Below are 25,331 nucleotides of genomic sequence, written 5' to 3'. Positions count from 1 at the left end.
AGTGCGGCATTCGCGCTACAGTAAGGCAGCTCAAACAGGACGACGCTATGGCACATCAACCCTCCAGCCGCGAGGATGAAAAAACGGGCGGTATACAGGTCATTGCCCGTGCGGCAAAAATTCTTAATGCGCTTGGCGAACAGCCCGGCGGCATGAGCCTCGGTGAGATCGCTCAGGCGGTCGAACTGCCGCGCTCAACGGTGCAGCGTATTGTTGCCGCGCTCGACAGCGCAGAGCTGGTGCGCAGCAGCGGGGCGGGCGGACTGCGTCTGGGGCCGGCGCTGTTAAAACTGATCTCCAGCGTACATACCGATGTGGTTGATCTGGTCAGTCCGCTGCTGGAAAAACTCTCTTCCGACACCAATGAAACCGTCTCACTGGCGCGCGCCAGCGGCAGTCAGCTGGCGATTATTCACCACGTGGTGGCGTCGCGTGAGCTTCGGGTGGTTCCGCATATGGGACTCAATCTGCCGCTCTACAGCACCTCCGGTGGACGGGCGTTGCTGGCGCTGGAGTGTGAAAAAGATGTACGGACGATCGTTGGCGACGCCTGGCAGGAGTTAACCGATATGACGGTGAAAACGCTGCCTCAGTTGCTGCAACTTATCAGGGAAGTGCGCGAAACCGGTATCGCCGTGGATCGCGGTGAAACGCTGGAAGGTATCTCTACCATGGCGTTTGCGCTGGATACGCTGTTTGGTCGCTTTTCTGTCTCTTTGCTGGTGCCCTCTGCACGTTTTCTGCGACACGAAGCCCGTTTTCGTGACGAGATGCTGAAGTGTAAAGAGGCACTGGTGCGTGAAATCGGCAAAGTCGCCGCGATAGAAGGATAAGCATTCGATGAAAACCCTGCTGATGGCCATTGATCACTCTCCGGTAGCGGAAAAAGTGGTCGCCTTAACCATTGAAGAAGCGCTGGCGCATCGCGCCGATGTGGTCGTGCTGTGCTGCGTCGATCCCGCTTACTCCTCCTGTAATCAGCCAATGGAAATCGATGCGGGTGAAGATCCGGCCGATTTTGTGGCCGCGCAGGATGAGCAGAATACGGCAGAAATGGTGGTGCGCCATGCACTGGCTCCGTTACTGCGCGCGGGCATTAATGCGCGGGGCATGATTCTGGCGGGTGACGCGGCAGATACTATCGTTGCCCAGTCGCAACAGCTCAAGGCCAGCATGATTATCATGGGACGTCGCCATCTCTCCTCTTTGAATCGGCTGTTAAAAGGCTCGGTCAGCGCATCGGTTATTGAGCGCGCTCACTGTCCTGTGCTGATCGATGTGCGTAAGGATTAATCCCGCCGCATGAATGCTCTGCTTTTTATTACGCTGGCCGCGTTTGCGCTGCTGGCGCTGATTGTTATTGTGCTGATCAAAACCACCCGGCTGCGTTTGTGGCAGGGGCTGATCATCTTTCTGCTGCCCCTGATACTGGCGAATCTGCTCTGGTTCAGCTGGGTTGCGCCGCATCAGTTGCAGGCCAGTCAGCGTGAGCAGGCGGTAAATCAACTGGCAAAGATGCCCGGTTATCGGGTGCTGCAGACTCAGGAACCGGCGTTATGGCTGTTGCTGACCCAGGAGCTGACCCGGCGCATCCGTGCGGGGGGAGCCGGCTGAGAAGGCGACGGGCGAGCTACGTGGCTGGCTGATTGAGGTGATTAATCAGCGGCTGATGCGCGGAACTGACGCGGCGGTGGTCAATTATATCAGCGTCTCAGTTGAAGAGATGCGGGCGCTGAACCAAATCGATCCGGGCCTCTGCTTCCGTTATCTCTATCCGCAGGTGAGTGGCGGCATCAATCTGCTGACCACGCTGCCGCCGTCGCTGAATCGCAAAGAGGCGGATGCCATGGAGCAGTTGCTGCTGAACAGTCCACTGCCCGATCAGCCACTGGATAAGGCGCTGGCGCAGGATGATCTGCAAAAAATTGTCGCCCGGCTCTATCAGCAGTGGGGGGGATAAGCTGCAGCAGCTGAATATGCCTGCCGACACGGCGGTTGATCGCTCATCGCTGTGTGCCATGTCGATTGATCTCTACAGCGCGATTCTGGCATTACCTGACAAGCGCGCTGCTAACCTGTTACGTAGAATGATTGCACTGACTGGCCAGTAAGCGGCAGCGGAGCAGCGGAATGGCGGGCGAAAAAAAGCCCGCTAAGCGCGGGCAGGGAAGAGAGGAACAGATTTTTATTTTTGGCATTTCCTGGTGTGGTGCAGTCTTCGTTTTGTCTGAATGCATCTTGTCACGCCGTGCATGATAGTGATAGCCGTTTAATCGTATTACATTAATCGGTAAAAGCTTCTCAAGTTTTGAACTTTCGCGCATTAATCCTATGGATGCGCGGCATGCTGCGTCATAAACTGCGCGGCAACGTGAGGATAACTTAATGAAAAAACTAATAACCGGCGCACTGGCGCTGATTTTGCTGAGTGGATGTACTGCCAGCAAACCCGGGGCATTTGAACGTGTAGATGAAGATCCAGGCTCAAATACCGTGCAGTACCGTTTTGACCCGGTAAAGGTCAATCGTGATGCAATGAATATTGATCTGGCGAATTACTGCAGTAATAAAGGCTTTGATAAAGTCGAGGCGTTACCTGCGCAGGAGAGTCATATTCCGGGACTGCAGAAAGCGTGGTTCCAGTGTAATTATGCTGTGAAAAGCTAAATAAAACGGGCGGGATAATTATCCCGCCCTTAAAGTTTAATGCTTTTATTTTATGCTGTGTGACATCTTTGCCCGTTAGCGGCGATGGTGACCGCCATGATACCCACCGTGATAACCTCCATAGTAGCCTCCATGATATCCGCCGCCACCCCCGCGGTGCCAGCCATTGTCGTGTCTGGGGCTGATGATACAACCACTTAATAATGTCATCAGCGCAACCACCGAAGCGACTTTAATTAATCTCTTCATCGGAAGCTTCTCCTCTTTTCCAATGACTATGACACTACGCTGGAAAAGTGGAGTGAAGATGCAGGCTTTGTAGAGTTATTTAAGAAGGTATGACGGGATATTTCAGAGTGCTGCGTTTTGCAGCGGATAATAATAAAGAAATAAGAATGAACTGAATAGTAAATACTATCAAAGAGAATAGTCTCAAAATCAAGCGAAAATAATTCTCATTTAAAAGTTTTTACAACTACATTATTAGCATGTCAGTTCAATGGGAGAGAAACATGGCGCATGACGTTAAAAATATTCTGGCTTTACAGGCTGAACTGGGCGAATGCCCGCTCTGGTCAGTGGAAGAACAGGTGCTGTACTGTGTCGATATTCTGGCACCCGCCATTCACCGTTTTGATCCGGTCAGCGGTGAACTGCAAACCTTCCCGCAGGCGGAAGAGGTGGGATGCATCGGTCTGCGTGAGCAGGGCGGTCTGATAGCTGCATTGCGTGGCGGTGTCTGGCTGCTGGATGCGCAGGGTAAGCCAGAGAAAAAGATCGCAGAAAATCCCGGTGAGGCTGCGCAAAGCCGATTTAATGATGGCCGCGTTGATCCCTGGGGGAATTTCTGGTGCGGCAGCCTGTGGGAACCGCAGGACAAAAATGGCGGGCTGCTGTGCCGCGTGACGCCTGACCTGAAGCTGGAGGTCAAAGCGCGTGACATTAAAATTTCCAACGGGCTGGCCTTCTCTCCCGACCGGCGCTGGATGTATCACAGTGACACGCCGAATGAAGCGCTTTATCGCTATCCATTAAATGCGCAGGGCGAACCGGGCGAACGCACCCTGTTCCGCCGTTTCGACGCGAAAGGTGGATTGCCGGATGGTGCCGCAGTGGATAGCGAAGGATTTTACTGGTCCGCACAGTTTGATGGCGGACGCGTAGTACGCATCGATCCCCAGAGCAGCGAAATCGTCGATGAGATCCTGCTGCCGGTGAAGTGGCCAACCATGGTGGCCTTTGGTGGCGCCGATCTTAAAACGCTGTTTATTACCAGTTCACGGGAAGATCGCACCGAAGAGGAGCTGGCACGCTATCCGCAGTCAGGCGATATCTTTGCGGTGGACGTCTCGGTGGCGGGCATGGCAGAGCCGCGATTCCGCGGCTAAACGTGAACGGGCCGCTCTGGCGCGGCCCGTCGTGATGGTTAATGACGTTGCAATACAGGTGTTGCTGTAACAGAACTCTGTGGTAAGCGGATGGTGAGTGACAGGAACAGGGAGATGACCAGCAGCGTCATAATCAGGCTGAAGGTGACGGTGAACCCGCCAAACAGCGAGGCGACCAGTGAGCCCAGCACACTACCGATACCAAATCCGAGATAGAGCAGACCATAGTTTTTTGTCAGGTTGTTGAGGCCGAAAAAGTCACTGACCAGCGACGGGAATACCGTGATGGTACCGCCAAAGCTGAAGGCTACACAGGCGAGTGACAGGAAGAAGGTGATCTCATTCATTCGGGTAAACAGCAGCACGCTCATCCCGATCAGCGACACGATTTGCGCCAGTGAAATAACCCGGATGCGCATCATTTTGTCAGACAGTATGCCCAGCACCAGACGGCCACTCAGGTTGGCAATCGCAATCACCGTTACCGCACTGGCAGCGGTCTGCGTAGTCAGATGCACCAGCCCTTCGCCGATATCTTTGGCAACGCCTATCACATAGAGACCGCTCATGCAGGCTGTCAGGAACATCAGCGCCAGCATCCAGTACTGAGGCAGACGCACCGACTGTGCCAGTGTGTAATCCCGCGCATGTTGCTGACCATTCGTGCTGCTCCCGGTATCCTGAAGGGGGGGCATCACGCATCAGCAGTGCACCGAGGATAATCATCGACATCGCGAGCACGCCCCAGATCATAAAGGTCTGCTCCAGACCCACCGTTGCCAGCAACGCCCCGCAGATAAATTTGAATCCCAGACTGCCAAGACCGTAAGCGCCAATCGCACAGGCAGAGATCATCCCTTTGCGCTCCGGAAACCACTTCACGCAGTTTGAGAGCGTCATCAGGTAACCTGCACCATCGGCCAGGCCCACCAGCAGCCCGGCGCTGAAATAGAGCATCATCAGGTTATTAGCATGCGCGGTAAGCCAGAAACCCAGCGCCATCAGCACACCCGCCCCGATAGTGACGCGGCGTACGCCAAAACGTTCCTGTAATTTACCGGCCAGCGAGGAGGCAATAGCCAGCCCCAGACTCAGCAGACCAAACGAAAAAGCGACCTGACTGACCGTCGCATCCAGCTTCTGTGACAGCTGGCCGTTGAACAAACTCCATGTGTAGACTGACCCCAGTGCGAACTGAGTGATTACCGTTCCGAACAATGTAAGCCAGCGAGCACGCTGGTAAGAAGCCTGTTGAGTCTGGTTCATAATTTATCTCTCCCGTCCGGGAATCTGGAAACTGCGGTCAGAATAAAGCAGTGATTCGCGCGCGTGAGCAGTAAAGGCATGAACGGAACGGATCGGGGAATGAAATGCCATTCCGACGGTATGAATGGCATCGGAGGGGGTTGGCAACGTCGCGTCAAAAGTAAGCAAAGCGGCAACTTAATAAGTAAGCGTAATTAGCCGTAAGATAATGTTTCATTAAGATGATTCTGTGAGCAGGTTTTCAGATTATTTGCCAGGCTAAGAGTTCACTTATCAGGAGGAAATATGAAAGACCGGACATATGAATCCAGCACCAGTGAGGATGAAGTTTGCTGCATCATCGGTCAGGCGGTGATTGAACTCAGTACAGAACAACAGCCTGTGACCAAATCGACGCTGGCATTAAAACTGCTGTCGATGGCCGATCGTGATAGTGACGATGAGCGTGTTCTGCTCTACTGGATTGCGCGTAAAGCGATCAATAAACCACAGAAACTCCTTCAGCAGCAGTGGGCATAACGCCCATCCGGACGCGGGCCTCAGCCCGCCTCCGCGTCAGATGATTATCCGGCGACGACTTGCCGGCCAACGGGCAAACATCACGATATTGCCCAGTAAAATCATGACAAGGCCAGGGATGGCGCTGGCATGCCACTCATATCCTTCATAACGGGTAGAGAGTGCCAGCGCCACCAGCGGAAACAGCACCGTTGTATAGGCAGCCCGACTGGCTCCGATACGTCCCACCAGCGTAAAATAGGCCCCGAATCCCATCACCGATCCCACGATAGCCAGATAGATCAATGCCCCAAACCACTGTGTATTCCATGTCGGCTGCAGCGAAACACCCTGCAGCAGCGAGACCAGTGCCATGATCAGCGCACCGTATAACATGCCGTAACTGTTGGTTGTCAGCACGTCACGTTGCAGACGCTGATGCCGCTGACTGATCATATTGCCGAATGAAAATCCCAGGGTGCCCAGCGCACTTAACCCAATGCCCCACATCAAGCCGGCCGAGGCCTGAGTGCTGCGCAGATCGTGCCAGAACAACGCAACAATACCCGCCATGCCGAGCACTATCGCTGGAATCAGACGTGCGGAAGGGCGCTGACGGAAAAATATCCAGCTGTTAATGGCGTTATACATCACAGCCATAGAGAAAATGACCGACTCCAGTCCGCTGCTGATATAGCCAGAGGCGTAATAGAAGCAGACAAAGTTAAAGCCAAAAACGCAACAGCCCTGCAGCACACAGAAAAGGTGATCCTGCAGCGTCAGCCTGTGCAGACGCTTTATCAGCTTTAGCAGCAATAACATGACCAGTGAGGCCAGCAAAAAACGCCAGAAGACAGCGACGGTTACGGCGCTGATGCCTGCAGACTGTTGCGCATAAATCGCAATCCAGGTCGTGCCCCAGATCAGCACGACTGAGAGATACAAAAACAGGTTCATTACCAGATTCTCCACCGAAAAAAACGCCGAGTCTGCACCCGCAACGCTCCCTGGTCTTGCAGCGGATTGCGCAGGGTTTGCAAAATCTTGCGCATTTTTACTCTCTGTCCCGATGTGCTCTGTTTTCTGTCCCGCGCAATCCGTAAACTGGCACTCTGTTTATCTGAACTGATACCCCGATGAGTCGCTTCCAGACCTTTGACATGCTGCAACGACACAAAGCACAACTGCGCGATCAGGTGCAGCTTCACAGCGGCATTCAGCTGGCAGCCTGGTTTAATAGTGGCGATCGCGTGACAAACCTCAGCGATCATCACACGCTGAGCCTTTACGTGGCGGGCGGCTACGATACCTGGCATAAAACCCCGAATGGCTGGCGTAACGGTGGCGCACCGGACCGCTTCTGTCTGATGCCGGCAGGCACGGAATCAACCTGGGATCTGCGTGCCGATCTCGCCTTTGTTCATCTCTATTGCAGCGAGAACCAGCTGCGGCAACTGGCCGAACGGGTCTGGGACCGCAGTCCGGCGCAGTTAAACCTGCATGAGAAAATCTTCTCTGTTGATGACCGCATTACCCAGCTCTATCGACACTTTCTGCTGAGCAGCGACTGGCAACAGCCCGCCAGCCAGCTGACGCTGAGCAGCGCATCAACACTCTTGCTGACCCATCTGCTGCAGCACTACAGCGAAGTTAAGTGGCAACTGCCCCAGGTACGGGGTGGACTGGCTCCCGCTGTATTACGGCGGGTTCTGGAATTTATTGAAACCCATCTCGATCAGCCTTTAACCCTGTCTGTGCTGGCGCAGGAAGCGGCATTGAGTGAGTTTCACTTTGCCAGAATGTTCCGTCACACCACTGGCGAGGCACCACACCAGTTCGTGATGCGCCGTCGTATGGATCGTGCAAGGATGTTGCTTGAGCGGCCCGATCTTACGCTGACCGATATTGCCCTTCAGTGTGGTTACCACTCTTCAGCCCACTTCAGCCATCGTTTCCGGCAGGTTTATGGTATGACGCCCTCGGCGTGTCGTCGGGGGAGTCGCTGAAATTTCTGAAATTGCCTCTATAGATACTGGTATTAAGCCACATTGAGGATCTACCTTTGGATTACCGTTTAACTATTCTGCAAGTTTCTTTTTCTGATGAACATAATTTATGCGAATTCTGGCTTAATATGTGAGTCGTTATTTATCTTAATGCTTCATAAGTGTGTTTAAGACTGTATGATTGGATTAACTCTCATAATTTGAGAGAAATTATTACGGCTTAATAAAACACGAAGGTGCCAGTTTTAATTGACACCCTAAATAAATAATAAGCTTCAGATCGTGCTAAAACATCCAGTGTTCTTGAGACATTACTGTTCTTTGTTACCTTTAATATCCCACCCTGACTGAGTTTCCGCGCCTTTGCCGCCACTCGCTGACTGTTCCCAATACTGTGTTTTAACTTTTGATGCCTGAAACTGATATGAAACTCCGATCAGATCACGATTTGTAGTGCCATTGAAAATCACATTGGTGATAAGAACGTCTTCAAGCGTAATGCGGCAATACTCGATTTGGCTCCCTCCTGCCTTACATACCGAAAGCTCCACCTTGCCAATATGCTTGCCGTTGGAGACGTAACGCATTATTGCTGGAGTAGCTTTGTCTATAAGCGCCTGAACAGTGAGATCACGATACTGAACTTTTCCTGCGCCACCGCCCCCACCAACCGTCATGTTCCCTGGCTGGCTTGCACCCCAGGTGAATGATTCAATGCTGATGCAGCCTTTATGATTACTGTCCTGAGATTCGCCTGTAATGCCATCGATTTTTAAGAAGAGATCTGTACTCATAGCTGGTCCTTTTGCTTTCCCTGAGAAGAGGAATCTGATTAAATAACCTTAATGATACGTATAGTGACATAAAGGTACAGTCATGGACTACTGGAAACCAGACCGATTTAAGGATTACTTTCTGACAATGGCTAATGCTGAGGCTAATCAGCTACTTAGTACGTCAAGCCACCTCTCTTTAATTCACTTGTATGATGGCTACAACAGGGTTCAGTTTCAGGACGAAGTGAAGATTTTCATTAACGCTCAAATGGATACTATTCGATCAGGTGCCAGCGATGATGAATGCCAGCGATGTATACAAAATCTGAAAGAAGAACATCGTAATCTCATGAAACAAGATCAACTTCTGCGGACAGGTCAGGCGGCATTGCATGCTTCAGTACAGTTTGTTCAGCAAGGTGATATTTGGGGATATGTTATCAATGGTGTAGGTGTAGTTCTGAGTGGATTACAGGTAGTGGCTGGGTTTGGAGTCATGGCCGCTTCAGCTGCAACCGGAAATATAATAGGGGTTGGGTTTGGTGCAATGCTCACACTTCATGGTGTGAATGGGGTCCAGGAGAGCGTGATGAATGTTATTACAGGAAAAAATGACGCCCAGGGTTTCTTAAAGGACGGCTATATTGGAGCAGCTAAGTTTTTAGGGTTCGATCAAAAAACAGGTGAAATTGCTTACAGCAGTATGGATCTTGCTCTCTCTGCTTACGGCATGTTTAGGCTGATTAGAAAACCCGAAACTTTTCGTCTTTTTTTACTACATAAACTCCGATTTTGTTCGGGGTATTAAAGATATGAGCCGTTTTGAATTAGGGGTTGAAATATATAACGACTATTCCGCTCTTAAATCGATATACGATAATAAAAAATAAGTCAGTTTTTTCTTGTATATCGGAATGATTTGTAGCCTAACTTCATCGGTGTAAAAATGTAAAAAATTGGAGCTATGATTAGCATTGTGATTGAGTATGAGGTAATAGCGAGGCTATCCTTATATATAAACGTGTATATCCAAACCACAGCAAGAATGATTACAAGGAGCATTGAAGCAATAAAGCGTAGGCTAAGCTCTTTAAGTAAAGCTGGGTAAGTTGTTCCACTTTTTTCGGCTTGCATTCTTAAAGCAGCAATATCTTTCGCATTGAAACCGCTTTCAGCAAGTCTTCTTTCAATTTCAAAAACGTTCATATGGTCACCAGAGCTGTAAGTTTAGACCGATCATAACTCATGTGGACTGGTGGTTGCCAGAGAAAATTACATTATCTTTCAATAAGCTAGATATGAATTTTAGAGTATTCGGTATTGGTTTTTTCATTAGCCTATATTTCAATCCCCCATGGTTTAATTCAGTTTTCAGGCGTTTTTTTTAAATGAAAAACCTGGTTTTAATTTTCTCATACAACAGGAGTCTGACTTATTCGTTTGTAAGATCATTGCCTCTAACACGGATTTAAGAATATAGAATAATTGAGGTTCACCGCCACAGTCTATAAGTAATTCTGCTAAAGACAAAAACTGAATAGTTATTATTCAAATCATACTGCTTTTGATCTGAAGTAGTGAGCTGTGACTAAATGACTTGCCCGGTTTGCCTGGCAAACGCAACGATACGCAAAACCAACAGAAAGCATCCTCAGCTGTCGGATGTTTATTGCAAGTGCACCTATCTGGAATGTAGGCACACCTTTGTAATGAAGATCTCGTTTTTACATACTATTACTCCCAGTTCGTTAGCTGGAGATGGAATGGTAGGGAGCTGCTAAACGCGCTTGGGCAGGATGAGCGTAAACAGGTGATTGAGTTACTTAGATAGGAAGAGATTAAGGGTTAACTACTATGTCGGGCAGAACGTGAGCATTCGGCTTACTTTTTGGATGAAAAAATTTCAATAGTCTTTCTGATAAAGTCATTAAATATCAATGGATTATATTTCAATAATTTTGACTGAGATTGATTTCTTTGGTCACGTAAAAATAGAATTACATTAAGTATCAATAAGTTGAATGAAAGTTTGATGACTTTAAGGTGTAGCGAAACTGAAAAAGAGTGAAATTCCTTTCAATGACTTCAGTTAGGGGTCTGAGTAGTAAACCCTCTGCTGCTGCGGGCGGAGATGGTGTTTTGTAGAAAAGCGAAACTGAAATAATTTCATGATACGGAAACCGCAGGCGGGTGCGCTTGCGCTGTAGCGCCGTTTTGGTGGGTTCTAGGATTATATTAGCTTCAGAGCTTGTACTATAAAAATGATTTGATATCATGCTGGTACTCTTTACGCGAAGGATACCAAACGGTTTATCCTTGTCGGGCGTTTCGCCAGACTCTAACTTATTGCGTGTGATTGGGTTGCGCTAAATACTTTTGGCACGATCCTGCGCAAGCTTAGGAGCGCACCAAAAGCATTTAGCGCATCCTCTAGGTAAAGAGAAAACAAGGTGGCTTAGCCGCCTTGTTTTTTTTACATGGAGTGTTTTCATTGAGTGACTCTTCTTACGATTCAGGTTATTTAGATACCCTCTTAGCCGAGTGGGGTGAATTATCTATTGCCAATTTTACGGTTCAGTATATCCCACCAGTCGTATTTGTTTGCGGAGGGCCTACTGTACAGATAGGAGCAAGTTTAAGAGAAAGAGTATTTAGGTATTTTGCAGAACATAATCCTAAAATATCAAAATCATTAGTTATGGCGGAAGCTTTTAAGGACTATTTCAAAAGCGGAGCTTATTCTGATTTGATGCAGTTTGAGGAGGATATTGCAAATATATCCACCTTGATTGTTATCTTTCTTGAAAGTGCTGGATCTTTAGTTGAATTGGGTATGTTTGTCAATAAATCATCTATAGCTCATAGATTGCTGGTTTTTGTACCTGCGGAAGAATTAGCTGGGGATGAAGAAAAAGAAATTCCGCCAAGATCCTCATTTATTTATTTAGGTCCCTTAGAAAGCCTCAGGCGAGCTTCTGCTGATTCTGTTAGTGTATATCCTTGGCCAGATAGTCAAAGTCTAAGATATTCAGAAATAGAACATGTCGCTAGCGATGTGATAACTAAACTTGAAGCTGTGCAAAAAACAGAAAAATTCTCGAAAACTAATTCAGGCCATATTGCTGCTCTAATATTAGAAGTGATACTTCTTTCTGAGCCAATTAAAATAACCGAAATAGAATGGGTTTTATCTTGTTTGGAAATTGATGAGTCACTGCCTAAAATATCAAAGTCTCTTTATTTACTTGAGGTTTTAAAATTAATAGATTCAATAGAGTATAGTGGATCTAGATATTACTTTGTGATTGATAGCAAGCTTAGTAAAATTCGATTTGGGCGTACTAAACAGGGGAGGATTAAAGATTCACCTAATATGAGAATGTCAATAATACAGTCTTATATAAAATTTGGTGATGAGTCTATGGATGAAACTGCAAAGAAACGCCGAAATGTTTTGACGCAAATAAGTAAGCGAAGAGGAGGTTAATATGGATATAGTAGAATATTTAGCACAGGGTGTTTTCTTGTCTGAGAAGGATTTCCTTAGTTATGTGAATACCATGCCTCGACGTTATAAACAATTCACCGTTAAAAAAAGAAATGGCGAAGATAGACTTATTGCTCAACCAGCGAGAACAGTTAAAACATTACAGATGGTTGTAGTGAGTCTACTTAAAAATCATTTGAATATTCATGAGGCTGCGATGGCCTATGTAAAGGGCAAGAGTATAAAAGATAATGCTAATGCTCATGTTCAAAATAAATTTATTTTAAAAATGGACTTTAGAAATTTCTTTTTATCCATAAAGCCTGATATTTTCTTGGCCTGCATTGAAAAACAAGGATTGATATTAAGCGATCAGGATAAGATGGTTTTGTCCAATCTATTCTTTTGGAAGTTAAGAAGGAACAGCTCTTTTGCGTCTGAGTATAGGTGCACCCTCTTCGCCATTTGTATCAAATGTAACAATGTTTTTCTTTGATGAGCTTATTTCTAAAATATGCAAAGATAAAGGAATTGTATATACGCGTTATGCTGACGATCTTTCCTTCAGCACAAATCAGAAAGATATATTATTTTCAATTCCTGCTCTAGTCAAAGAGTCTTTAAAAGTTGTTGGGCTGAAAAATATAAAAGTTAACAATGCAAAAACCGTTTTTTCATCCAAAAAGTTCAACCGTCATGTGACCGGTATAACGTTAAGTAATGAAGGAGTAGTGTCATTAGGACGTGAAAGAAAAAGAAGTATTAGCGCTATGGTACATCATTTTACTCTTGGTTTATTAGATAAAGAAAGTATATATAAGTTGAAGGGGTATTTAGGTTTTGCAAAATACATTGAGCCATCTTTTGTTTTGAGATTAAAAATTAAATATGGAGATGAAGTTGTCCTCAAAATACAGAAGTTTAATGATTAATAAATAATGAGTTTGCGTACAATTGCATCATTTTTTCTCTATCAACGATATATTGTGCATGGTTATAAATCCCACGTATCGTTTTTTTATCAACATGCGCAAGCTGAATTTCAATCGATGCGCTTTCAAAGCCATGTTCATGCAAGACCGTGCTCATCATATGGCGGAAACCGTGCCCCGTTAGCCGCCCATGATAGCCAAGCATCTTTATCACTTTATTAATACTGGCATCGCTCATCGGCTTTCTAACATCGTTTCTGCCCGGTAACACTAGCTGATATTTACCTGATATCACCTTCAGTTTATTTAAATTCTCAATTGCTTGAGACGATAGCGGCACCAAATGAGAGCGGCGCTTTTTCATTCATTCTTTCGGTGTTTCCCACAGAGCATTCTCGAGATCAAACTCACTCCATGAAACCTCACGGAGTCCAACGGTGCGGACACCAGTAAGCATGAGTAACGGAGTGGCGTATTTAGACAGTAAGCTACCCTGATACCTTTCAAGCGCTTCAACAAAAGCTGGAATCTCTTTCTCTGTCAGGAACGGGAAGTGATTCTGTTTAGGCTTGTTCAATGCGATAGCTAAATCGGGAGCAAAATTGTATTTTGCTCGGCCTGTTACCACAGCAAAACGGAGGACTTCACCACAGCGGCGTCGGATCTTGCTAGTCTGCTCTAACGTGCCACGCTTCTCTATTTTTTGCAGGACGGCCAATAGTTCAAGTGGCTTTATTTGCTCAATGGGGCGGTGATCAACGTAATGGAAAATATCACGCTCAAGGCACCCTAGAACTTCTTAAGCAAATCCATTCGACCAGGTTGACTTCGTACTGGCGTGCCATTATCTGGCAATGGCTTCAAATCTATTCTCATGAGAGAAACGCAGCGCTATTTTATCGGCTTTACGTGCGTCACTGAGGTTGATCCTCTTAGCGAGCAACACACGCGCCTCCTCACGTTTGCGGCGAGCCTCTGCAAGCGAAACTTCCCCGTTAATGCCAATGAAATCATTTAGGGTTTGCCAGCAAAGCGATAGCGGAAGAACCAGCCCTTAACACCATTGACATCAACCAACAGAGATAGCCCTGCGCCATCGTTGAGCGTATAAGGCTTGTCTTGCGTATAGTACGTTTAATTTGAATATCAGATAGAAGTACGTGTATAGAGAAAAGATCGAACTAAGATATACGCAATTTTATACACATCAGTGTATAGATTCCATTGTACTTTACAGGACAGTGCAGGACATGAATTATGATTTATATTCATGTTTTGTAAGGGTTTTTAGACTTTTTTTAGACAAGTTCAGACTTGCAAAAATTGTCCCCTGCAGGAATCGAACCTGCAACTAGCCCTTAGGAGGGGCTCGTTATATCCATTTAACTAAGAGGACAGCGGCGCGCAGTATAGCGCATACAGGCAGTGAGATTCACTACGTCGCCGTCCGTTTGCTCATTCCGCCAGCAATTCCGGTTTTCTGCACGCGCTAACGTTACGTGCAGAAAGCGGAAACAGCTGTACTGAAGTCCGGGATGTCATCCAGACTGAAGCGGCACCCCGACTCTTAAAGCTTCACTCCCTCTTTACAGCAGCCACTTCCAGTAAACGTTTTTCAGACGCCCGCCTGGCAAATCGCCTTCAGCAAACAGACCTGAAAAGCAGACAGAGCGGTTCAATCTGCTCGGTCTGCCCTGGATTTACTCAGCCTTTTCCTGCTCTTCACGCTGGCGACGTTTCTCCTGCTTCTTCTTCTCAGCCTTCGCTTTAGCCACAGCAGCTTCACTCATGTCGTTGCGGATCTGCGCGTGGCTGATCAGGGCAAAAATCAGCGTGCCGCCGGTAATGTTGCCGAGCAGCGTCGGCAGGGCAAACGGCCAGAAGAATTCATACCAGCTGATGCTGCCATTAAAGACCAGATAGAGCACTTCCACCGATCCCACCACGATATGCGCCAGATCACCCAGCGCAACCAGCCAGGTCATCATCACAATCACCAGCAGTTTGGCGCCGCCCGCCGAGGGGAACATCCAGACCATGGTGGCGATAATCCAGCCGGAGATCACTGCATTGGCAAACATCTCGCCGGGCGTATTTTCCATCACCTTCATACTGATGTTGGTAAACGCCTGACGGGTAGCTTCGTCAAATATCGGCATCTCATTAAACGCCAGCGCACCCAGTGCCGTACCGATCAGGTTACCCAGCAAGACGATGCCCCATAAACGTAATAGCAGAGCGCCATTACTCCAGGTCGGTTTATGCATCACCGGCAGGACTGCCGTAACGGTATTTTCGGTAAACAGTTGCTGACGCGCCATGATGACGATAACAAAACCAAAGGTATAACCCAGGTTTTCAAGCAGGAATGCCCCTGGTACGCCATCCAGATGTACCTGAAATATCCCCTTCGCCATCAGCGAGGCGCCCATGGATAAGCCCGCCGCAATGGCTGACCAGAGCAGCGCCATACCATCGCGCTCCAGCTCCTTTTCCCCATCCTGGCGGATCTCTTCATGGATGGCAGCGGCGCGGGAGGGTAAAGCCTCCTCATCGACTTCGATGTCAGTGCCCTTATCCTTCTCTTCACTCTCGACGTCGTTAGGACCCTGTTCATTACCTGATGAAGGCTTCATATTTTCTCCTGGTGATAGTGCTGTCGCGTAATAAGCGTAGCCGTTTTTTATTTGCCGATAATGTAACGATCGATGCGAATAAGCGTAACAACGTTTTTCGGAACTGCATTTTTATTCAGAGTGCGAGCGATACCGCACGAATAAACCCATGGCATCGAAACTGAGCGGTGGCTCACACTTCGGCCCACAGCAACATTGTGGTAATATCCCGGCCACTTTTAGCTGGTGCGATTCCCCCCCTCGATGTTGGAAATCATTACGCTCACTTGTGCATACGACGAACGTGCGCTGTTCCGGCAGCTCTCATTTTGCGTCTCTGCAGGCGACATTGTGCAGATTGAAGGCCCTAATGGTGCCGGTAAGACCTCACTCCTGCGGCTGCTGGCTGGCCTGAGCCGTCCTGAACAGGGTGAAATACGCTGGCAGCAGCAGCCGATTCTGCGGCAGCGCGAAGCCTGGCATCAGGCGATGCTCTATCTGGGCCATCATCCCGGTGTTAAAGGCGTGCTTACGCCGCTGGAAAATCTGCGTTTCTACCATCCTGATTGCAGTGATGCGCAGATCTTTGCTGCGCTGGAAAGCGTCGATCTCACGGGCGACGAAGAGGTGCCGGTTAGCCGGTTATCGGCGGGCCAGCAGCGTCGGGTAGCGCTGGCGCGTCTGTGGCTCAGCCAGGCCCGCATATGGATTCTCGATGAGCCGCTGACCGCCATCGACAAAGCGGGTGTTAAAAAATTAATGGCGAAATTCGCCCGGCATGCCGATAACGGTGGCGCAGTGATCCTGACAACCCATCAGGATTTGCCCGCGGATGCTGCGCGGGTGCGTAAAATTCGCCTCGGCGACGGGGAGGCAGGCTGATGCTGTTTCGCCTCATCCAGCGTGAATTGCGCATCGCTTTTCGCGGCGGGGCTGATGTGGTCAATCCGCTCTGGTTTTTCCTGATTGTTATTACCCTGTTTCCGCTGGGCATCGGACCTGACCCGCAACAGCTGGCGCGCATTGCACCGGGCGTAGCCTGGGTTGCCGCGCTGCTGGCGTCGCTGCTGGCGCTGGAGCGGCTGTTTCGCGATGACTTCAGCGATGGTTCGCTGGAGCAACTGGTACTGCTGCCGACGCCGCTCCCGGTAACGGTTATCGGTAAAGTGGTGGCGCACTGGCTGGTTACAGGCGTGCCGCTGATTATCCTGTCGCCGCTGGCTGCGCTGCTGCTGTCGCTGGATTTTAATGGCTGGCGGGCGATGGCCCTGACGCTGCTGCTCGGCACGCCAACCCTGAGTTTTCTCGGTGCCATTGGTGTAGGTCTCACGGTGGGTTTACGGCGTGGTGGCGTACTGCTTAGCCTGCTGGTGCTGCCGCTGGCTATTCCGGTCTTGATCTTCGCCAGTGCGGCGATGGAGGCGGCCAGTCAGGGGTTACCGATTAATGGCTATCTGGCGATTCTCGGCGCGATGCTGCTGGGCAGCGCCACGCTCTCCCCGTTTGCCACGGCGGCAGCGCTAAGAATTACTTTGCAATAACAGCCGTTGAAATAACCGCGCGTAAAAGACGCGGCAACACTCTTTTATCGTTAATGTGAGCATTTGATATGTGGAAAGCGTTACATCAGCTGGCCAGGCCCGAACGGCTCTATCAGTTTTCGGGGCGACTGGTGCCGTGGTTCGCCATCTCAGGGCTGGCGGCGTTGCTGCTGGGCTGGGCCTGGGGCTTTGGATTTGCTCCCGCTGACTATCAGCAGGGCGACAGTTTCCGCATCATGTACATTCATGTGCCCGCCGCGATGTGGTCGATGGGCATTTATGCCTCAATGGCCATCGCCGCCTTTATCGGCCTGGTGTGGCAGATGAAAATGGCCGATCTGGTTTCTGCCGCCATGGCACCGGTGGGCGCGGTCTTTACCTTTATTGCGCTGGTCACCGGATCCGCATGGGGTAAGCCGATGTGGGGGACCTGGTGGATCTGGGATGCGCGCCTCACTTCGGAGCTGGTGCTGCTGTTCCTCTATATGGGCGTGATTGCGCTCTGGCACGCTTTTGATGACCGCCGCACCGCAGGGCGGGCCGCGGGTGTTCTCATTTTGGTCGGCGTAGTTAATCTGCCGATCATTCACTTCTCAGTGCAGTGGTGGAATACCCTGCATCAGGGTTCGTCGGGCATTCTCCAGCAGGCGATTGCGCCAGTGATGCGAACGCCGCTGCGCTGGGCAATCATCGGTTATCTGCTGGTATTTATCACGCTGACCCTGATGCGGCTGCGCAACCTGATTCTGTTAACCGAACGTCATCGTCCCTGGGCGATTGATGTGGCGAAGCGGGGAGAGCAGGCATGACACCCGCCTTTTTCTCCTGGCACGCCTTCTTTCAGATGGGTGGCTACGCCTTCTATGTCTGGCTGGCGGTTGCCTGCACGCTGATTCCGCTTGTCGGGCTGACGCTGCATACCCTGTTGCTGCGCCGCCGCCTGCTGGCTGAGATCCGCCAGCACGACGCGCGGGAACGCCGCATCCGGGCAGCGAAATCTAAAAAAAGCCGCGGCTGAAGCGGCAGGAGAGACATTGTGAATACCCGTCGACGCAACCGCCTCTATGCGGCAGTGGCGATTCTGCTCGGCCTCGGCCTGGCCACCGCGCTGGTGATGTATGCGCTGCGCTCAAACATCGATCTGTTCTATACCCCAGGTGAAATCCTCTACGGCAAAGGCGAGGCGCACGAGAAGCCCGAAGCGGGCCAGCGGCTGCGCGTCGGCGGCATGGTGATGCCCGGCAGCGTCCGGCGCGATCCGAATACGCTTGCCGTGTCGTTCAAACTTTATGATGCCCGCGGCGTGGTCAGCGTCAGTTTTGAAGGCATCCTGCCGGATCTGTTCCGTGAAGGGCAGGGCGTCGTCGCACAGGGCGTGCTGGCGGCGGGCAACCAGGTGATCGCCAAAGAAGTCCTGGCGAAACATGATGAGAAATATACGCCGCCGGAGATTGAAGACGCGATGAAGAGTAATCACACCGGCCCGCAGTCGCTGTATCAGGCGGGAAATAAATCATCATGATGCCCGAGATTGGTACTTTTCTGCTCTGCCTGGCGCTGGGGCTCTCCCTGCTGCTGAGCAGCTATCCGCTGTGGGGCGCAGTGCGCCAGGATGCGCGACTGATGGCGATGGCACGTCCGCTAGCCTGCGGTCTGTTTATCTGCATCGCGGCGGCTTTTGCGCTGCTGGTCTGGGCTTTTATCAGCAACGATTTCACCGTTGCCTATGTCGTCACAAACTCCAACAGCCTGCTGCCGGTTTACTATCGCATTGCTGCCACCTGGGGCGCGCATGAAGGATCGCTGCTGCTGTGGGTGTTGCTGCTCAGCACCTGGACATTAGCGGTGGCGATATTCAGTCGCGGTATGCCGCAGGATGCGCTGGCACGCGTGCTGGCGGTAATGGGCATGATCAACCTCGGCTTCCTGCTGTTTATCCTGCTGACCTCGAATCCGTTTGGCCGCACGCTGCCGGACTTTCCGATAGACGGGCACGACCTGAATCCGATGCTGCAGGATATCGGCCTGATCTTCCATCCGCCGCTGCTCTATATGGGCTATGTCGGCTTTTCGGTGGCGTTTGCCTTTGCTATCGCCTCGCTGATGGCCGGACGGCTGGATACGGCCTGGGCGCGCTGGTCGCGTCCCTGGACCACGGCGGCCTGGGTCTTTCTGACGATTGGTATTGTCCTTGGCTCGGCCTGGGCCTATTACGAACTGGGCTGGGGCGGCTGGTGGTTCTGGGACCCGGTTGAAAATGCGTCGTTTATGCCGTGGCTGGCAGGCACCGCCCTGATGCACTCGCTGGCGGTCACTGAAAAGCGAGGCACCTTTAAGGCCTGGACCGTGCTGCTGGCGATTACCGCGTTTTCGCTGAGCCTGCTGGGGACGTTCCTGGTGCGATCCGGGGTGCTGGTGTCGGTGCATTCCTTCGCCTCGGATCCGGCGCGCGGGATGTTTATCCTCGCGTTTCTGGTGATTGTAATCGGCAGTTCGCTCCTGCTCTACGCAATTAAAGGCGGGCAGGTACGTGGCCGGGTGCAGAATGAAACCTGGTCGCGCGAATCGTTTTTGCTGAGTAATAACGTGCTGCTGATTGCCGCGATGCTGGTGGTTCTGCTCGGCACGTTGTTGCCGCTGGTGCACAAGCAACTGGGCCTGGGCAGCATTTCGGTCGGTGAGCCGTTCTTCAACACCATGTTCAGCTGGCTGATGGCGCCGTTTGCGCTACTGATGGGGATCGGGCCACTGGTGCGCTGGCGTCGCGATGAGCCGCAGAAGCTGGCAAAGCGGCTGGCGCTGGCGCTGATCGTGACCCTGGCCTGTTCCGTCATCATTCCCTGGTGGCTGCAGGATCGCATTGAGGCGATGACCGTGGTTGGCCTGCTGATGTCACTCTGGATTATCGTGCTGACGCTGCTGGAACTTCATGAGCGCGCCACTCACCGCCATCCGTTCTTTGCCGGTTTACGTCACCTGTCGCGCAGTCACTGGGGCATGGTACTGGGCCATCTTGGGGTAGGGGTGACGGTGATCGGTATTGCATTCAGCACCCAGTACAGCGTGGAACGCGATGTGCGGATGAAGGCGGGTGATAGCATCGATATTCATCACTATCACTTTGTCTTCCGCGGCGTGCAGAATCTGCAGGGGCCTAACTACAGCGGTGGCATGGGCATCATCGATGTCACGCGCAACGGCAAACATGAAGCGACGCTGCAGGCAGAGAAACGCTTTTATACGGCCGCCCGCACCATGATGACCGAAGCGGCGATTGATGGGGGGTTTCAGCCGCGATCTCTATGCGGCGCTGGGCGAAGAGCTGGAGGATGGCGGCTGGGCCGTGCGCATCTATTACAAACCCTTTGTCCGCTGGATCTGGTTCGGTGGCGCGCTGATGGCGCTGGGTGGGCTGTTCTGCCTGTTTGATCCCCGTTATCGTTCGCGCAAAAAAAGCGGGAATTGAGGAGCGGACATGAACAAGAAAATCCTGTTTATTCCCCTGATGCTGTTTCTGTTGCTGGCGGCGGCGCTGCTGTGGCAGCTGACACGTAATGCCGATGGCGACGATCCGACCCGTCTCGAATCCGCTCTGATCGGTAAGCCGGTGCCGCTGTTCCGGCTGGAAGCACTCGATCAGCCAGGCAAAACCTACGACCAGCGCGTGCTGACGGATGGCAAACCGATATTGCTGAACGTCTGGGCGACCTGGTGTCCGACCTGTCGCGCCGAGCATCAGTATCTGAATACGCTGGCGGAGCAGGGCATTCGCGTCGTCGGGCTGAACTACAAAGACGATCGTCACAAGGCGGTTAACTGGCTGAATACGCTGGGCAACCCCTACGCGTTGAGCCTCTATGATGGCAACGGCATGCTGGGACTGGATCTCGGCGTCTATGGCGCGCCGGAAACTTTTCTGATCGACGGTAAGGGGATCATCCGTTATCGCCACGCGGGCGATCTCAATGCGCGCGTCTGGGATCAGGAAGTGAAACCCTTGTGGGTGAAATACAGTGCGGAGGCGGGATCATGAGAACGCTGTTACTGCTCTGCGGCCTGCTGTTCAGCATCAACCTATGGGCAAGCATTGACACGCTGCAATTTGACTCGCTGGCCCAGGAAGAACAATACCGCGATCTGACCGCTTCACTGCGCTGTCCGAAGTGCCAGAACAACAGCATCGCCGACTCAAACGCCATGATTGCCGCCGATATGCGGCTGAAAGTCTATCAGCTGATGAAGCAGGGCCAGAGTCGCCAGCAGATCATCGACTACATGGTGGCGCGCTATGGCAACTTCGTCAGCTATTCGCCACCGGTCACGCCCTCAACTTTGGTTTTGTGGGCTGGTCCGGCGCTGTTTGCGCTGATGGGCGGTGCGGTGATTATCCTGCGCAGCCGTCAGCGCAAAACCCGCAGTGAGCTGGATGAAGATGAGCAACAGCGTCTTAATGCGCTACTGAAGTCAGACAGGAAGCCGTAATGAGTGCATTTTGGATTACCCTTTTTCTGTTACTGCTGGCGGCCTGTACGCTGTTCCTGGCGGCGGGCTGGCGGCAACGTCAGGCCAGCACAGGCGATCGCGATCGCCTTAATCAGCGCTTCTACCATCAGCGGATAGATGAGCTGGCACAGGATGAAGATCAGGGCGTCGTCGCTGAGCGTCCACTGATGGAGCGGGAGTTACAGCAGACACTGCTGGCGGATATTCCACCGGCACAGACGATGAAATCACACAGCAGCGGTCGCTGGATTTTGCTGCCAGGCCTGATCGTGCTGATTGGGGTATCGCTGGGGACTTACCTGAAAACCGGTGGCCTGGCACAGCTCACGGGCTGGAAGCAGGTGCAGCAGGCGTATCCTGAGCTGCGTGCCCGACTGATGGACCCTGGCGCTAAACCGCTGAGCATGGAGGAGCTGGCGCGTTTACAGCTCGGATTGCGTACCGCGTTGCAAACGGAACCGGATAATCTGGCTGACTGGACGATGCTGGGACGGCTCGGCATGGTGCTGAATAATGCCGATACGGCCAGCCAGGCATTTGAGCATGCGCTACAGCTTGCTCCCAACGATCTGGCGCTAAAACAGGATTATGCCGAAGTCCTGACGCGATCCCCCGACCCGCAGGATAACCGTCAGGCGTCACTGCTGCTGCAGGCATTGCTAAAAGCGGATCCGCAAAACCTGCGTACGCTGAGCCTGCTGGCATTTAATGCTTACGGACAGCAGCAATATGGTCAGGCTATCGACGCATGGCAGACTCTGCTGGGTCTGTTGCCGGCCGGTGATTCGCGACACGCGATGATCGCCCGCAGCATCGAAAAGGCCAGAAGTGCCGCCGGGCAACAGAGTCGTCAACTGGCACTGACCGTGACGCTGGCACCTAAGGCAGAAAAAATGTTACCGCAGGACGGAGTGTTGTATATTTCGGTTTCTGACGGTGCTTCACCGGTGCCGGTGGCTGTTAAGCGGATGCCGCTCAGTCACTTCCCGCTGTCGCTGACGCTGGATGACAGCAACGCCATGATGCCGGATCGCCTGCTTTCGGCGCAGCATCAGGTCGAGGTCCGGGTGCGTATCTCCCGCGACGGCAGCGCCAATCCCCGGCCGGGTGACTGGCTGGGCCTGAGCGCAGTGACGCCCTGGGATGGGCATCAGCCGATCGCGGTAGAGATTAATCAGCAGCTTCCCTGAACGCATCAACTGACCGCGTTCAGGATGATGCGTGCCATTGCCTGCTGCCTCTGGCACAAAGTCAGCTATGCTCATCGGGTAAGTCGATACGATACCGGGCTGTGACCTGAACGATGGGTAGACCTTTTTCATCCGCACAGGGAGATTGGAATGAATTATCGCCTGACCAGCCTGGCTGTCGCCAGCGTCCTTCTGGTAGGTTGTGCCAGTTCAAAGCCGGCGAATAGCGATCCTGCTCAGCGCAGCGATCCGTTCGAAGGCTTTAACCGCACGATGTTTAACTTTAACTACAACGTGCTGGATCCGTATGTATTGCGTCCGGTCGCTGTGGCCTGGCGTGATTATGTGCCGGTGCCGGCACGTACCGGCCTGAGCAATTTCCTCGGCAACCTGGAAGAACCTGCCAGCATGGTCAACGCCATACTGGTCGGCAACGGGCGCGATGCGGGTGTGCACTTTACCCGTTTCTTCCTGAACAGCGTGCTGGGACTGGGCGGTTTCATTGACGTTGCCGGTAAAGCGAACCCGGAACTGGCGCGTGAAGAGCCGCACCGTTTCGGTACTACGCTGGGTCACTATGGCGTCGGCTACGGCCCTTACGTTGAGTTGCCTGCTTACGGCAACTTCACGGTGCGTCAGGATGGCGGCGACTACGTTGATACGCTTTATCCGATACTTGGCTGGCTGACCTGGCCAATGTCGATTGGTAAATGGACGCTTGAAGGGATTGAGACCCGCGCGCAGTTGCTGGACTCTGATGCAATCCTGAAACAGCAGAGCGATCCGTACGCCTTCATCCGTAACGCTTACTTCCAGCGTCACGACTTCCTGGCGCGCGGCGGCAAGCTCAAGCCGGAAGATAATCCTAACGCAGCCGCGATTCAGGATGACCTTAAGGATATTGACGCCGAGTAATCGCCCGCGATGCGCCGCCAGAGATGGCGGTTTTTGCCTCTTTGCGCAGGGCGTATGCTCCCTGATCCATTAAGCGATCCACGGCCACGAAAAAGGGCGACTCACCAGAGTCGCCCTTTTTTAATCGTGCTATCCAATCAGAACTTGTAGTTAAAGTTCGCGCCGTAGAGCCAGGCCTTGCCTTCAGAGGTAAAGGTATAAGGACCTTCTTTCACCGTCACTTTCTGTCCGTGCATATAAGAGATGCCTAAATCAACCGAGGCATCATCGTTAAAGGCGTAAGAAGTACCGGCACTCAGCCATAAACGATCCTGGTCCGGGATGGAGATAGAGCGCTTATCGGCCGGAACCGGGCTGTCATCAAACGCAATACCGGTTCGGAACGTCCAGTTCTTGTCGTAGGAATAGGTCGTACCCAGTGCAATGCGGTAGGCATCGTGGAAGCTTTCATCTTTATAGAACAGCGTCTGGCCGTTAGAGCCAGTGGCTTTCAGCTCCTGGAACTGGCTCCAGCTGGTGTAAGCCATGCTGTAGTGAACCGCCCACTGCGGTGCCACTTTATGCCAGCCCGACACTTCCCACATCTCTGGCAGATTCAGCGTTAACGCGCCTGGAACGGTGGTGCCGTTGGTGCCAAAAGGTACGCCTGACACTTCCGGATTATTCACCGCATTCAGCCGGGATGAGAGATTACTTTTGTAATCGCCATCAAAATCAACTTTCACTTCTGAACGATAGGTAAAGCCGAAGCGGTTATTTTCATCCACTTCATACAGGATGCCAGCATTCCAGCCGTAGCCCCACTCATCGCCTTTCAGATGGGCAACCTGCGTATCAGCCGGAACCCCCAGCCGCGCGCCTGACTCACCGGCATAACGCTCAATTTTGGCTTTAGCGTAAACCGCATCAAAACCGATGCCTGCACTAAAATGTTCATTAAACCGATAAGCGGTGCTGAGATTTAAATTGCCGGTCATCAGGTCAGTTTTACCGCCGTAACCGCCAGCGGTGTATCCATTATTAAACTCTGTTGCTAAGCCGTAGTTTGAGGTTGCAGATGCGCCAATCCACCACTGATCGTTGATGGGCTGGACATAATGAATATTGGGTACCCACTGATTAGGGGCAATATTATTCGCATCCAGGCTGCGGCCACTGGGACTGCGACCACTGATATTTACATCCGGCGCAATATAGACAGCCCCGATAGAAAATTCCGGGCGATCCATTAACGCCATTGTCGCCGGGTTACGGCTGGCAGACGCCGCGGTATCACCCATTGCCCCTTCGCCTGAATATGCGCGACCTAAACCAATCGAAGAGAATTCATTTAACTGAAACCCAGCAGCGTAAACGTGGGAAGAGACAAGCGCCACTGCAGCCGCCACGGCTGACTTTGCAAACAGGTTTTTATGGTTCATGACCACAACCTCATGTGAATTATTATTTAACGCTATAACGTCGCGTAACAAAGGACGGCGGATTGTAGGGACTGATGTAAAGCGCACATATCAGACCAGTGCGGAGAGTATAGGTCCGACCTGTGT

General features: G+C 51.6%; 24 protein-coding genes, 1 tRNA gene and 5 pseudogenes. 22 read left to right on the top strand and 8 right to left on the bottom strand.

From position 1 onward, the window contains the following. Positions 1–47: 47 nt before the first annotated feature. From JNO11_RS13805 to JNO11_RS13785, 5 genes and pseudogenes are all read left to right on the top strand, one after another. Positions 48–833: an IclR family transcriptional regulator gene (locus JNO11_RS13805; RefSeq protein WP_010257875.1), complete on the top strand. Its 786-nt coding sequence runs from the start codon at positions 48–50 to the stop codon at positions 831–833. Between the two features lie 7 nt (positions 834–840). After that, on the top strand, positions 841–1,293 hold the full coding sequence (locus tag JNO11_RS13800; RefSeq protein ID WP_033769738.1) for a universal stress protein: 453 nt from the start codon (positions 841–843) through the stop codon (positions 1,291–1,293). 9 nt (positions 1,294–1,302) lie between these two features. Continuing rightward, positions 1,303–2,111: pseudogene (locus JNO11_RS13795) on the top strand (hypothetical protein). A 274-nt stretch (positions 2,112–2,385) separates the two neighbouring features. Further along, positions 2,386–2,667: a lipoprotein gene (locus tag JNO11_RS13790; RefSeq protein WP_033758553.1), complete on the top strand. Its 282-nt coding sequence runs from the start codon at positions 2,386–2,388 to the stop codon at positions 2,665–2,667. A 512-nt stretch (positions 2,668–3,179) separates the two neighbouring features. Beyond that, positions 3,180–4,055, top strand: coding sequence for an SMP-30/gluconolactonase/LRE family protein (locus tag JNO11_RS13785; RefSeq protein WP_022624175.1), 876 nt, complete (start codon positions 3,180–3,182; stop codon positions 4,053–4,055). 38 nt (positions 4,056–4,093) lie between these two features. Here JNO11_RS13785 and JNO11_RS13780 read toward each other — a convergent pair. Then, positions 4,094–5,321 (bottom strand): annotated as a pseudogene (locus tag JNO11_RS13780) (OFA family MFS transporter). Between the two features lie 285 nt (positions 5,322–5,606). On the opposite strand from JNO11_RS13780, the gene JNO11_RS13775 reads away from it, so the two are divergent. Beyond that, positions 5,607–5,840 (top strand): hypothetical protein, encoded by a 234-nt coding sequence (locus tag JNO11_RS13775; RefSeq protein WP_010257893.1) that lies wholly within the window; start codon positions 5,607–5,609, stop codon positions 5,838–5,840. Between the two features lie 36 nt (positions 5,841–5,876). Here the strand turns inward: JNO11_RS13775 and JNO11_RS13770 are convergent, their stop codons facing one another. Continuing rightward, positions 5,877–6,776, bottom strand: a complete 900-nt coding sequence (locus JNO11_RS13770; protein ID WP_033772868.1) for an EamA family transporter — start codon at positions 6,774–6,776, stop codon at positions 5,877–5,879. Between the two features lie 179 nt (positions 6,777–6,955). Between JNO11_RS13770 and JNO11_RS13765 the strand changes: the two genes are divergently transcribed. Next, positions 6,956–7,825: an AraC family transcriptional regulator gene (locus JNO11_RS13765; RefSeq protein ID WP_033778700.1), complete on the top strand. Its 870-nt coding sequence runs from the start codon at positions 6,956–6,958 to the stop codon at positions 7,823–7,825. Positions 7,826–8,136: 311 nt separating this feature from the next. On the opposite strand, the gene JNO11_RS13760 is transcribed toward JNO11_RS13765, so the two are convergent. Further along, positions 8,137–8,619: a type VI secretion system tube protein Hcp gene (locus tag JNO11_RS13760; RefSeq protein ID WP_033778701.1), complete on the bottom strand. Its 483-nt coding sequence runs from the start codon at positions 8,617–8,619 to the stop codon at positions 8,137–8,139. Between the two features lie 82 nt (positions 8,620–8,701). Between JNO11_RS13760 and JNO11_RS13755 the strand changes: the two genes are divergently transcribed. Further along, positions 8,702–9,409: a DUF4225 domain-containing protein gene (locus tag JNO11_RS13755; protein ID WP_325177425.1), complete on the top strand. Its 708-nt coding sequence runs from the start codon at positions 8,702–8,704 to the stop codon at positions 9,407–9,409. A gap of 83 nt (positions 9,410–9,492) precedes the next feature. On the opposite strand, the gene JNO11_RS13750 is transcribed toward JNO11_RS13755, so the two are convergent. Next, positions 9,493–9,807, bottom strand: coding sequence for a hypothetical protein (locus JNO11_RS13750; RefSeq protein WP_033778703.1), 315 nt, complete (start codon positions 9,805–9,807; stop codon positions 9,493–9,495). Between the two features lie 386 nt (positions 9,808–10,193). Here JNO11_RS13750 and JNO11_RS13745 point away from each other — a divergent pair, with 386 nt between their 5' ends. The 4 genes from JNO11_RS13745 (at position 10,194) to JNO11_RS13730 (ending at position 13,020) form a co-directional block, all read left to right on the top strand. After that, the gene (locus JNO11_RS13745) at positions 10,194–10,382 is read left to right on the top strand and encodes an ogr/Delta-like zinc finger family protein (RefSeq protein WP_321166637.1); all 189 of its coding nucleotides are present in this window, start codon (positions 10,194–10,196) and stop codon (positions 10,380–10,382) included. 710 nt (positions 10,383–11,092) lie between these two features. Next, complete coding sequence (locus tag JNO11_RS13740; protein WP_033778704.1) at positions 11,093–12,088, top strand: retron St85 family effector protein; 996 nt, start codon at positions 11,093–11,095, stop codon at positions 12,086–12,088. 1 nt (position 12,089) lies between these two features. Next, entirely contained in the window at positions 12,090–12,584 is a 495-nt protein-coding gene (locus tag JNO11_RS13735) for a reverse transcriptase domain-containing protein (RefSeq protein WP_325177424.1), read from the top strand. Continuing rightward, positions 12,520–13,020: a reverse transcriptase domain-containing protein gene (locus JNO11_RS13730; RefSeq protein ID WP_325177423.1), complete on the top strand. Its 501-nt coding sequence runs from the start codon at positions 12,520–12,522 to the stop codon at positions 13,018–13,020. The genes JNO11_RS13735 and JNO11_RS13730 overlap by 65 nt, the downstream gene beginning before the upstream one ends. Here the strand turns inward: JNO11_RS13730 and JNO11_RS13725 are convergent. From JNO11_RS13725 to JNO11_RS13715, 3 genes and pseudogenes are all read right to left on the bottom strand, one after another. Continuing rightward, positions 13,010–14,186 (bottom strand): annotated as a pseudogene (locus tag JNO11_RS13725) (tyrosine-type recombinase/integrase). The gene JNO11_RS13730 and the pseudogene JNO11_RS13725 sit on opposite strands and share 11 nt — an antisense overlap. A 158-nt stretch (positions 14,187–14,344) precedes the next feature. Next, a tRNA-Arg gene (locus JNO11_RS13720) sits at positions 14,345–14,416 on the bottom strand. A gap of 304 nt (positions 14,417–14,720) precedes the next feature. Next, a complete protein-coding gene (locus JNO11_RS13715; RefSeq protein ID WP_010671426.1) occupies positions 14,721–15,656 on the bottom strand; it encodes a formate/nitrite transporter family protein in 936 nt (311 codons plus the stop codon). Between the two features lie 243 nt (positions 15,657–15,899). On the opposite strand from JNO11_RS13715, the gene ccmA reads away from it, so the two are divergent. The 10 genes and pseudogenes from ccmA to mlaA all read left to right on the top strand — a co-directional run bounded on the left by ccmA (position 15,900) and on the right by mlaA (position 23,784). After that, entirely contained in the window at positions 15,900–16,517 is a 618-nt protein-coding gene (gene ccmA / locus JNO11_RS13710) for a cytochrome c biogenesis heme-transporting ATPase CcmA (protein ID WP_069025243.1), read from the top strand. Next, entirely contained in the window at positions 16,517–17,176 is a 660-nt protein-coding gene (gene ccmB / locus JNO11_RS13705; RefSeq protein ID WP_010671428.1) for a heme exporter protein CcmB, read from the top strand. Before ccmA ends, ccmB begins: the two co-directional genes overlap by 1 nt. Positions 17,177–17,244: 68 nt before the next feature. Further along, positions 17,245–17,985, top strand: coding sequence for a heme ABC transporter permease (locus JNO11_RS13700; protein WP_010257913.1), 741 nt, complete (start codon positions 17,245–17,247; stop codon positions 17,983–17,985). Further along, positions 17,982–18,216: pseudogene (gene ccmD / locus JNO11_RS13695) on the top strand (heme exporter protein CcmD). Before JNO11_RS13700 ends, ccmD begins: the two are co-directional and overlap by 4 nt. Further along, positions 18,213–18,698: a cytochrome c maturation protein CcmE gene (gene ccmE / locus JNO11_RS13690; protein ID WP_010671430.1), complete on the top strand. Its 486-nt coding sequence runs from the start codon at positions 18,213–18,215 to the stop codon at positions 18,696–18,698. Before ccmD ends, ccmE begins: the two are co-directional and overlap by 4 nt. Next, positions 18,695–20,642, top strand: a pseudogene (locus JNO11_RS13685) (heme lyase CcmF/NrfE family subunit). Before ccmE ends, JNO11_RS13685 begins: the two are co-directional and overlap by 4 nt. Before the next feature lie 9 nt (positions 20,643–20,651). Next, on the top strand, positions 20,652–21,209 hold the full coding sequence (locus JNO11_RS13680; protein ID WP_010257920.1) for a DsbE family thiol:disulfide interchange protein: 558 nt from the start codon (positions 20,652–20,654) through the stop codon (positions 21,207–21,209). Next, positions 21,206–21,658 carry a cytochrome c-type biogenesis protein CcmH gene (locus JNO11_RS13675; protein ID WP_325177422.1) on the top strand — a complete coding sequence of 151 codons (453 nt, stop codon included), beginning with the start codon at positions 21,206–21,208 and terminating at the stop codon, positions 21,656–21,658. Before JNO11_RS13680 ends, JNO11_RS13675 begins: the two co-directional genes overlap by 4 nt. Beyond that, the gene (ccmI, locus tag JNO11_RS13670; protein WP_033788177.1) at positions 21,658–22,869 is read left to right on the top strand and encodes a c-type cytochrome biogenesis protein CcmI; all 1,212 of its coding nucleotides are present in this window, start codon (positions 21,658–21,660) and stop codon (positions 22,867–22,869) included. Before JNO11_RS13675 ends, ccmI begins: the two co-directional genes overlap by 1 nt. Before the next feature lie 150 nt (positions 22,870–23,019). Further along, entirely contained in the window at positions 23,020–23,784 is a 765-nt protein-coding gene (gene mlaA, locus JNO11_RS13665; RefSeq protein WP_325177421.1) for a phospholipid-binding lipoprotein MlaA, read from the top strand. Positions 23,785–23,921: 137 nt separating this feature from the next. On the opposite strand, the gene fadL is transcribed toward mlaA, so the two are convergent. Then, positions 23,922–25,205 (bottom strand): long-chain fatty acid transporter FadL, encoded by a 1,284-nt coding sequence (gene fadL / locus JNO11_RS13660; RefSeq protein ID WP_010671434.1) that lies wholly within the window; start codon positions 25,203–25,205, stop codon positions 23,922–23,924. Positions 25,206–25,331 lie beyond the last annotated feature (126 nt).

Origin of the sequence: Pantoea sp. 1B4 (assembly GCF_016925765.1) — a bacterium.
Classification (GTDB): Bacteria; Pseudomonadota; Gammaproteobacteria; order Enterobacterales; family Enterobacteriaceae; genus Pantoea; species Pantoea agglomerans.
Note: the sequence above shows the minus strand (reverse complement) of the source record. Positions and strands in the feature narration are given on the sequence as shown.